This window comes from Terriglobia bacterium (assembly GCA_036496425.1).
Lineage (GTDB): Bacteria > Acidobacteriota > Terriglobia > 20CM-2-55-15 > 20CM-2-55-15 > 20CM-2-55-15.
Genome location: DASXLG010000287.1, coordinates 1 through 8,590, shown reverse-complemented (window position 1 = coordinate 8,590; position 8,590 = coordinate 1). Strand labels below are relative to the sequence as shown.

The 8,590-nt window shown below is 57.2% G+C and carries 8 protein-coding genes; 4 read left to right on the top strand and 4 right to left on the bottom strand.

Annotated elements, in window-relative coordinates:
- The coding region (locus tag VGK48_20755) for a transposase (protein HEY2383613.1) at positions 1 to 432 on the bottom strand (432 nt) is incomplete at its 3' end.
- A 574-nt stretch (positions 433 to 1,006) separates the two neighbouring features.
- Between VGK48_20755 and VGK48_20750 the strand changes: the two genes are divergently transcribed.
- Positions 1,007 to 1,303, top strand: coding sequence for a hypothetical protein (locus VGK48_20750; protein ID HEY2383612.1), 297 nt, complete (start codon positions 1,007 to 1,009; stop codon positions 1,301 to 1,303).
- Here VGK48_20750 and VGK48_20745 read toward each other — a convergent pair.
- The 3 genes from VGK48_20745 to VGK48_20735 are packed head-to-tail and all read right to left on the bottom strand — an operon-like array spanning position 1,294 to position 4,456.
- Positions 1,294 to 2,223, bottom strand: coding sequence for a TIGR03435 family protein (locus tag VGK48_20745; GenBank protein ID HEY2383611.1), 930 nt, complete (start codon positions 2,221 to 2,223; stop codon positions 1,294 to 1,296). The two genes, VGK48_20750 and VGK48_20745, sit on opposite strands and share 10 nt — an antisense overlap.
- A gap of 47 nt (positions 2,224 to 2,270) precedes the next feature.
- Positions 2,271 to 4,022, bottom strand: coding sequence for a M56 family metallopeptidase (locus VGK48_20740; GenBank protein ID HEY2383610.1), 1,752 nt, complete (start codon positions 4,020 to 4,022; stop codon positions 2,271 to 2,273).
- Positions 4,019 to 4,456 carry a BlaI/MecI/CopY family transcriptional regulator gene (locus VGK48_20735; protein HEY2383609.1) on the bottom strand — a complete coding sequence of 146 codons (438 nt, stop codon included), beginning with the start codon at positions 4,454 to 4,456 and terminating at the stop codon, positions 4,019 to 4,021. The genes VGK48_20740 and VGK48_20735 overlap by 4 nt, the downstream gene beginning before the upstream one ends.
- Before the next feature lie 121 nt (positions 4,457 to 4,577).
- On the opposite strand from VGK48_20735, the gene VGK48_20730 reads away from it, so the two are divergent.
- From VGK48_20730 to VGK48_20720, 3 genes are all read left to right on the top strand, one after another.
- Positions 4,578 to 5,393 (top strand): SRPBCC family protein, encoded by an 816-nt coding sequence (locus VGK48_20730; GenBank protein ID HEY2383608.1) that lies wholly within the window; start codon positions 4,578 to 4,580, stop codon positions 5,391 to 5,393.
- 136 nt (positions 5,394 to 5,529) lie between these two features.
- Entirely contained in the window at positions 5,530 to 6,072 is a 543-nt protein-coding gene (locus VGK48_20725; protein ID HEY2383607.1) for a sigma-70 family RNA polymerase sigma factor, read from the top strand.
- Positions 6,069 to 7,757, top strand: coding sequence for a TIGR03435 family protein (locus tag VGK48_20720; protein ID HEY2383606.1), 1,689 nt, complete (start codon positions 6,069 to 6,071; stop codon positions 7,755 to 7,757). The genes VGK48_20725 and VGK48_20720 overlap by 4 nt, the downstream gene beginning before the upstream one ends.
- Positions 7,758 to 8,590 lie beyond the last annotated feature (833 nt).

The following is an 8,590-nucleotide window of genomic DNA, read 5'->3' as shown; positions in this document are numbered from 1 at the left end:
CTTGATCCGAGTCATCGTCCGCCGGGTGTCCCCCGACAGCGTTTCATAGGCTCGGACCAACTCCTTCAATTGCCGCGTCGCCTCATTTCCGTGATGCACCGAACGCAACATCCCGGTCCGCAGAAGATCGGCCAGTTTCCGGGCATCCGCCTTGTCGGTCTTCGATCCTTCCGCCAGTAGCTTATTCCGCCGCGGATCGCACACCACGACTTCGGTCACGAAATGCCGGATCACATCGTGGAGCCATGACGCTTGTGTCGTCTCTTCGAAGGTCACATGCAGTGGCCCGCTCAGGCTTTGCACCAGCCGGATGATCGGCGCCGCTTCGGTCGCGACCATCGTTTCCAAAATCACCTTGCCATCGGCATCCAGAACCGTGATTACCGTCATTGCCTGATGGACATCCATACCCATATACTTGTCGCACTTCATTGGACGCTCCCTTCTGGGTTCAACGCTGATCCGTTGAACGCTTGTCCGCATTGTTGTTCGGACAATCGCCCAGAAGTGGGGCGTCTGACCCCTTCTCCTTCGTTTTCGTGTTCGTTCCTTCGCTACAATCTTTTCGGCCTGGGCGGAGGATAAGGCTCTGCTGAGGAGCAACCCGAGCGCCGACCCAGGGGCCGGGACGGAAGCGGAGTCTGCTAATGGACTCCGTTTTCCCCTTCCATAACTTCCGGACCGGCACGAACGCGTCAAACCTTGGGGGTCTGGGGGCAAAGCCCCCAGAGGGACCTACCTCGCATTCCTTCACTTTTAGCCGAACATGTGAAAGTTGCGCTTGCCGCGGGTGGCGTCCTTTCTTATAGCGTTTACATAATGGACGGACCGGATCCTTACTACGACGGGTTTCGCTGGTTTAACTGGAATGCAGATCCGTTGAGCGACGTTGTTCGATCACGAAACCTGCTCACAAATGTTTTCACAGCAACAGCGCGAGCTGGTTACGCGCCCGAACAAACGTTCTTGCTCGGTTTTTCGCAAGGCTGTCTTATGGTGCTTGAGTTTGGAGCCCGGTATTTCCTACCGTCTGGCGGGCTACATCGGAATCAGCGGCTTTATCCTCGATCCGGCCGCACTTCTACGCGACATGAATCCCGCCGTAAATGCCGGAAACTGGCTTGTCACCCACGGAGCGCAGGACGAAATGGTCAACGTTCGAAAGACACGCGCCCAAATTCAGACGCTTATCGACGCTGGTTTCAAGATCGACTACCGCGAATACACGAAGGGCCACGACATCGATGATCAACGTGAACTCCCGGAAATTCGGGAGTGGATGGTGACACGCCTTCAGTTCTGAGATGGCCTTTCAATGTGGTCGATCACCAGAACTGCTACCGGCCCTTTATCGGAATCGAGCTTCAGGCCCAGTTCGTCTTGCAGAACGGTGAAGATCGAAGGCGCACCGGGATCGTTGCCGGCTAACGGGTCGGACGGAATGTCGATGTGAATGTCGAAAAATCCAGTCAAGCCGGTCTTATCGATAACCTTGCGGCGGACGAGCACCGAAAGAGCGCCTGCAACGCTTGGCATATCCACCTTTGAGGCGTCCCACCGCCCGCGCGCAATGAGATTATTGCCGCAATGATCGCGAGGCTTTTCACCCGGCGCGCCCGGAGGCGGCGGGCTGTTGGGATCGACGATCACGCAACTGCCTTCTATGTGTTTCGTCAGTTTCGGGCCGCCTTTCGCTACCGTCAATGCATAGACCGGAAGCTCTCGGGTCTCGCGATGGACTTTCAATTTAAAGCGATCGGCGAGGAGCGCCTGAAGCATGACCATCATCTCCGGCTCTGCCGGGTTGCCTTCGGCCTTCGCCTCGATGTCGTATCGATCGGAATCGACCCAATCGGGTCCGCCCTGCAGAACAAATGGCCGGATTGAACCATAAGCATTCTTGATCACGTTCGATATTGGGTTATTCTCCACATCCAGACGCCCGCCTGGTTGTACGGCAAATGTGATTCCACTCAGACCCGCGCTACTGGGCTTGATGGACGCGGCCTCGAATTGCAGGTGCGGCGCGCTTAGAGATTGGGCCTGTACCGCCGGCGCTTTCCACACGCGAAATCCGAGCGGCAATGCGATGACGGCGACTCCCGCAAACGCCAGGGCCAGCTTCCTGTACCCCCTCTGCTCGTGGCATCGCCGTCTGAAGGAACCCATCGCGAAAAAAGAAAGGATTTTCATGGCCGTATAGACGAGGATATCGTCCGGCACGTTAACTCAAAAAGCGAGGTTGAACTCCCGGGAAGCTGTCTATACCTTCAGTTCTCAGATGGCCTTTCAATGTGATCGATGATCAGAATATTAGTCGGTACCTTCGCCGGTTCCAGGCGCAACCCAAGCTGTTGTTGGAGTGCGGCGAATATAGAGGGCTTGCCTGTATCCGGGTTGTCCGCAGCTGGTGTGGTGTCAAGACCGTGTGCGCCTCGACCACTAAGATCCGTGCCTTCGGGGTTGAATTCGAGATGGATGTCATAAACGCCAGTCGTCCCAGTCTTATCAATTACAGGAGCATTCAGGACCATGGACAGAGTAGCTGCAAACTGCGGTGTGGACATCTTGCGGGCGTCTAATGAAGCAGGCCCGGTAAAGAACGTCCCGCAGGTAACTGCGCCTGGATCGCGCCGATCGCCAGGTTCAGCACAGGGCGCGCTCGCCGCGACAAGCTTCGGTCCGGTCTTGTCGACAATCAACGTGTACCCACTGCGATCCCGCTCTTCCGAGTGCGCAGAGAGCCGGAACCGGTCGACCAATAGGGCCTGTACCATGAGCGAATAGTCGTTGCGCCTGACATCGGGCTGCGCAGCTTTTGCTGTTACGTCGTACTTCTCCGAACCGACCCACGCCGGAGCTCCAGCTACGTCAGCCCCTTGCACGCCAAACGCGTATGAAATCAATACCTTCAGCGGGATATTCTCGACTGCGAACAGACCGTTTGCAGGAACCGGAAATCTCATCGACTGGCTTACGGAGGTGTTACGTTTGACCGAGGCCACTTCGAATTGCAGATGCGGCGCACTTTGAGACTGGGCGGCGCTCGATGAAGCCTTCAGCAATCCGATTCCCAGCGGCAGGAATACAGACGCTATGCCTGCGCCAACAAGCAGCGCCTTTTTGCCGCCATTCAACTTTACGGCAATCCGATCGTGCATGATTGCTTCGACGCGCCTTTTAAGATCTGAGCCGGTGACGCCTGCCGCGCATGTGCCGGACGACTCCAGATAGAGCTTGCAGACGTTCAGAATTCCTTGCGCATACGATTCCGGATCTTGGGTGATTCTCAGTACTTCTTCGTCGCAGGCGTGTTCCCGTTCCTCAATGAGGCGTTTTCCGATCCACGGCACCAGTGGGTAAAACCAGAAGACTGTCTCCGCCACCATGTGAATTGCGGCCGTTAGATTGTCACGGCGCCGAATGTGACAGAATTCGTGCGCGAGAATAGTCTCCAGTTGTTGTGGCGTCAGCCGGTCTTCAATGCCATGGGGCAGCAGCAAGATGGGCCGAACCAAACCAAATACGCAGGGCTCAAGCAGTGCCCGAGAGCACATTACTGGAATGGAGGCGCTGTCACGGCGCACCGCCACATGCAAAGGCGACGCGGTCCGCACCGCTGCTCGAATATGTCGCCATGCGCGTACCCAACAAAAAACGCTGACTGCAAAACCACAAAGCCACACACCAAGGAAAACGATTGGAATGGCGCTGCGTGTTTCGGGTACAGCCGCCAACAGCGGCCCTGAAACCGTGACGGCAAAGGGCTGAACGATTTGGTCCATCGCGACCGGTAACGGAGTTCGTGTAACGCTTGGAGCGGTACGCCAGTCAAATTGACCGCCGATACTCACCAACAACGAAAAAGGAATGAGAAACTTCACCGACGCGGCCAGCCAGAGCCAGTACCGCACGGACGCGCGGTTCTTTCGCAAGGCGAGCGTCAGCAGTCCCGCGACTCCGGCGAAGAGGCTCGATTGCCACAAGTGGTTTGCCAGCGGCGATAGATAGGAGGGGATCATTGGGGTTTGTCCTTTCCTTTTGATGGCTGCGCCCTATCGGGCTTGCGTTCGCTCAGCTCACCCTCTTTCGCAAGCTTGCGGAGCGTTTGTTCGGCCTCTTTGACATCGTCCATCGTGAGTTTGCCGGACTCGATCAGCCGCGCTATGACGGGCTTCACCCGGCCGCCAAACAACCCCAGCAGGTCCTCGATCAATCTGTTTTCAGCGACGCTGCGGGAAATCACCGCCTCGAAAATATTGGCATTTCCGATTTTCTTGACGATGCGGACGGCTTTTTTCTCTTCGAGGCGATAGACGATGGTCTGGACGGTCGTATAGGCAGGACGCTTCTGCTCGGGAAACGCGTCTTGAATTTCCCGTACGGAACAAGCGCCGCGAGTCCAGAGAGCCTCCATGATCTGCAGTTCAAGCCTGGTCAATTTCGGTCGCGCCATTTATACACCTATGTTAGACACTAGTTAACTACAACCATAGGCGGACTGCAATTGTTTTTTGCACTGAACCGCGAAATTTCGATTGTCGTATCGAGCCTGGACAGGGAAAAATCAGGTACGGATGTCCCTCGACGACATTATTAAAAGCTACGACCCGGGCCGGCCGGCCGGCCGGGCGTCCCAGCTTCGTTGCCCTTATCACGGCTGGACGTATGGGTTGGACGGACAGCTGAAGTCGGCGCCCGATATGGGAGTTGTTGCCGATTTCGACCGCGATTGCATGGGACTCGTGCCGATGGAAGCCATGGCGTGCAATAACTGGGTGTGGGCGAATCTCGCAACGGGCATGCCGCGGGTCGGCGATCCGCCGGCCGGTCTGAAGTTGGAGCATCTCCACTGGCTTGAACGGCAGCGCTATCGGCTGAATTGCAATTGGAAGGTGTTCGTCGACAATTACCTGGACGGTGGTTACCATGTGCCGCTTCTTCACAAGGGACTCGATCGCGTTCTGGACTATGCGGAGTACCGCATCGAACTGGGAAATCGATGGTGTTTGCAGTGGAGTCCTCTTGAAGGAGGGGGCGAGGCCTTATATTACTGGATATATCCGAATTTCATGATCAACCAGCACCCGGAGGCGATGGACACGAACCTTGTTATTCCGATCGGGCCGGACGAAACCGAAGTCGTTTTCGATTTCTATTTCGCGGATGTTTCGGAGGGTGCGGCGGAGCGCAACCGGATACGGATCGCCGCGAGCGAGGCGATCCAGGGTGAAGACACGGCCATCTGCCAGTCCGTTCAGCGCGGCCTTGCTTCGCGAGCCTACCAGGCCGGGCGTCTATCCGCGCGCCGCGAGGCAGGCGAACATTTGTTTCACCGCCTGCTGGCCTGCCTCCAGCCTGCACCCGTTCCAACCCACGTATTGTTTATATAATACCCATACGACGACGGCCTTTGAGCTCCATTCCAGCCGCGCCACCTGCCTTAAACTTCTTACATTCCGACTCCATTGTTTTTGCGAAACATGCTAACGACCTTGCGGGTCCGGAGTTTTACTTACCGTGGAGAAGATGTCGGCGGCAACGGAGCTCAAGATCATTCAAAAGCGGCTGGATCCGGAATTCGACACATTATTTCGCGCGCACTATGCCCTGGTCTATCGGACGGCGTACAGCGTCACCGGCAGCGTCGAGGACGCCGAGGATGTCGTTCAGACGATTTTCCTGCGGCTGCTCCGGCGCGCATTTCCGCCCGACCTGAAGAAGAATCCAAGGGCGTATCTGTATCGCGCGGCATTCAATGCGGCGCTGAGTGTCTTACGAGCGCGCCGCCGTCAGCCGGTGGTCACGAATGATGTCGAAAGGCTTCGCGCCGCGGCGGCTGTTTCCGAAGATGCCGTCATTGAAGATCTCCATCGTCAGTTATACGCAGCGATAGCGGAGTTGCACCCGCGCTCGGCTCAGATTCTCATCCTGCGATATGTCCATAACTTCAACCTTTCCGATATCGCAAAGACAGTAGGCACGACGCGCGGTGCGGTGGCCATCAGCCTGTTTCGATCGCGGGCGCGGCTGAAGAAACTCGTCCGCCTGTCCCTGGAGAACAAGCAATGACCAGCCGAAAACCCAAAGCTAAAGAATTGCTGGATCGCTTTCTGAAAGATTTTGGCAATCCCCCGGAGGAAGCAATGGAATCATTCCGCGCCCAGGTCCTCGAACAGTTCAAATCGGATGCGTCTTTTGTTCCGGAGATGCCGGCATTCGAGTCGCGGGATGCGACGCCATATCAAGACACCGGCAGCCGCAGGCTTCTGATTGCCATCGCCGCGGTTTTGAGTGTGGTTCTCGCGCTGTCCGCCGTATTCCTGCATATGCCGTCTAACGCGAGCAGGGTGGAAGCGACCGTGGAAGCGGCAGACGACGGGCTTTCTTTAACTTCCGGCAATATGGTGCGTTCCCTTCGAATCAAAGACGCGATCAAGGCCGGAGAGAATCTGCGCTCGCAGGCCGGCGCCGTACTGGTCCTGACGGACGGCTCGCGCGTGGAAATGCGCGCGCAAACGGAACTGGCGTTGGAACCTTCGGATGACGGCGTCCGGATTCAGTTGAATAAAGGCGGCGTGATTGTGAATGCGGCCAAACAGCGTGCGGGCCATCTTTATGTCCGGACGAAGGACCTGACGGTGTCCGTGGTCGGCACCGTCTTTCTGGTGAACGCCGAAGAGGAAGGCTCGCGCGTCGCGGTCATTCAGGGCGAAGTTCAGGTGCAGCAGGGGACGCTGTCGAAGAAATTGCTGCCGGGCGAACAGGTGGCGACGAACTCTGCGATGCCTTCTCTGCCTGTGATTGACGAAATCTCATGGAGCCGCAACGTCCTGGCACATGTCGCGCTGCTGGAGCGCGCCGCCGAACCGCAAGTCGCTCCGCCTCTTCCGACGCCGCGCGCGGAGTTTGCGGTGGTATCGATCAAGCTGGTTGAGCCTGGCACGCCCTATCCCGGACCGATCGGAATCGGCTGCCGCGGGGCGGATGCGGTTCATCGGATGATAACCGCGTTGCTGGTCGGCTTCGACACCGACCTCAACGTTCCGCAGGGAAGATGCGTTGCGCGCGGTGCAAACGTGTCGGCACTGGTTTCGTTTGCGTATGGCAATCCCCGTAGCGTTACTGGCGGCCCGGATTGGATTCAGCCGCGAAATCGAGTGCGGTCGGGGGATAATGTCATCACGTTCATGGATGCAAGGGTGTTTCAGATCGAAGCGGAAGCAGATAATCCCGCGACCGCGACTCTCGATCAGTTGAAGCAAATGTTCCAGACGATGCTGGCGGATCGATTCAAGCTCAAAGTGCATCGTCAAATGGGAGAAGCTCCCGGTTTTTCTCTGGTAGTAGGCAAGAATGGTCCAAAGCTGAAGGCGGCATCGGGGCCCGAGGAAGTGCCGGCGCAGATTTTCGACGACAAAGGTCGGATCGTGCTCAGAGGCAAATCGACGCTGGATAAACTGGCGCGCAGTCTCGTCGCCGTTCGCGCGCCCGTCGTCGACAAAACCGGCTTGAGCGGTATCTATGAGTACGAAATCGTTGCTCCCAGGCCGCTGCCTCCCGGGCAGCTGCCCCCGGGCGCGGCTGGTCCTCCGGCGGCGGATGGACGCGGAGGTGGGGGAGGATTTCCTCAGCATATGGCCGGACTCTGGTCGGCCGCGCTCGAAGAGCAACTCGGGCTCCGGCTGCAACTGGAGAAATCCCTGCCGGTCGAAGTCGTCGTGATCGATCAGGTCGAAAAGCCGACAGAGAATTGAGCCTCGATTGGTGTTGTATACTCGCCGGAAATCTCAGGGAGTTTTCCGGTGAAAATGTTCCTGGCCCTATCGATGCTTCTCGTCACGTCCATGCCGGCGCAGAGCGCCGACGATTATCGCGGGGGCTGGCGCACCGACTCCGGCGACCCGCATATCTACCTGTTCTCGATCCGTGGCGATCAGGTGAGAGGCTCCTATTGCAGTGTCCTATTTGAATCTCAGCGTGAATTTCCCCGCATTAAATCAACAATCTCTGTCCTTCCCATCTTCATAGCTAAGGTGAGAGGGCTTTCCCCATCATCTCGTACCTTGTTCGGGTCGGCGCCGTGTGCAAGGAGCCAGCCCACAGTTTCCCCGGCTATCGCCGGGTCGTGCAACAACACGCACATGTGCAGAAATGTACGTCCCTCAGTTTCACATACGATATTTACATCGATTCCGTTTTCAATCGCGAGTTCGGCTAGTTCAATGGCGACGGTTCGTAAATCAGGGTCGGCTAGATATGGTGGGGCAGTGATAAGTCCGTCTTTTCGCTCGATCCGATCGCCGCGTTGAATGTGTTCCGAATCAGAGAGTGACGGTGGTTGGAAAAATCTATCACTTACCGGTGCAAGGCGCTTTCTTACCTCTTGCAAGAAACCGGGCACTAGCCTGAATTTCCACGGCACACCATTCGCCTAAGAATCAGGGCTGGGAAGGTCCGTTGTAGGTGGTTAGACGCAACTGCAGTCCATTCCACCATGGAACGGCAACCGGCTGGTCGATGAGGCCGGAAGACAAGATGATGGGAAGGTGTGCGCGGCGGTGGAAGCGGACTTCGACTTCGCGTTCGG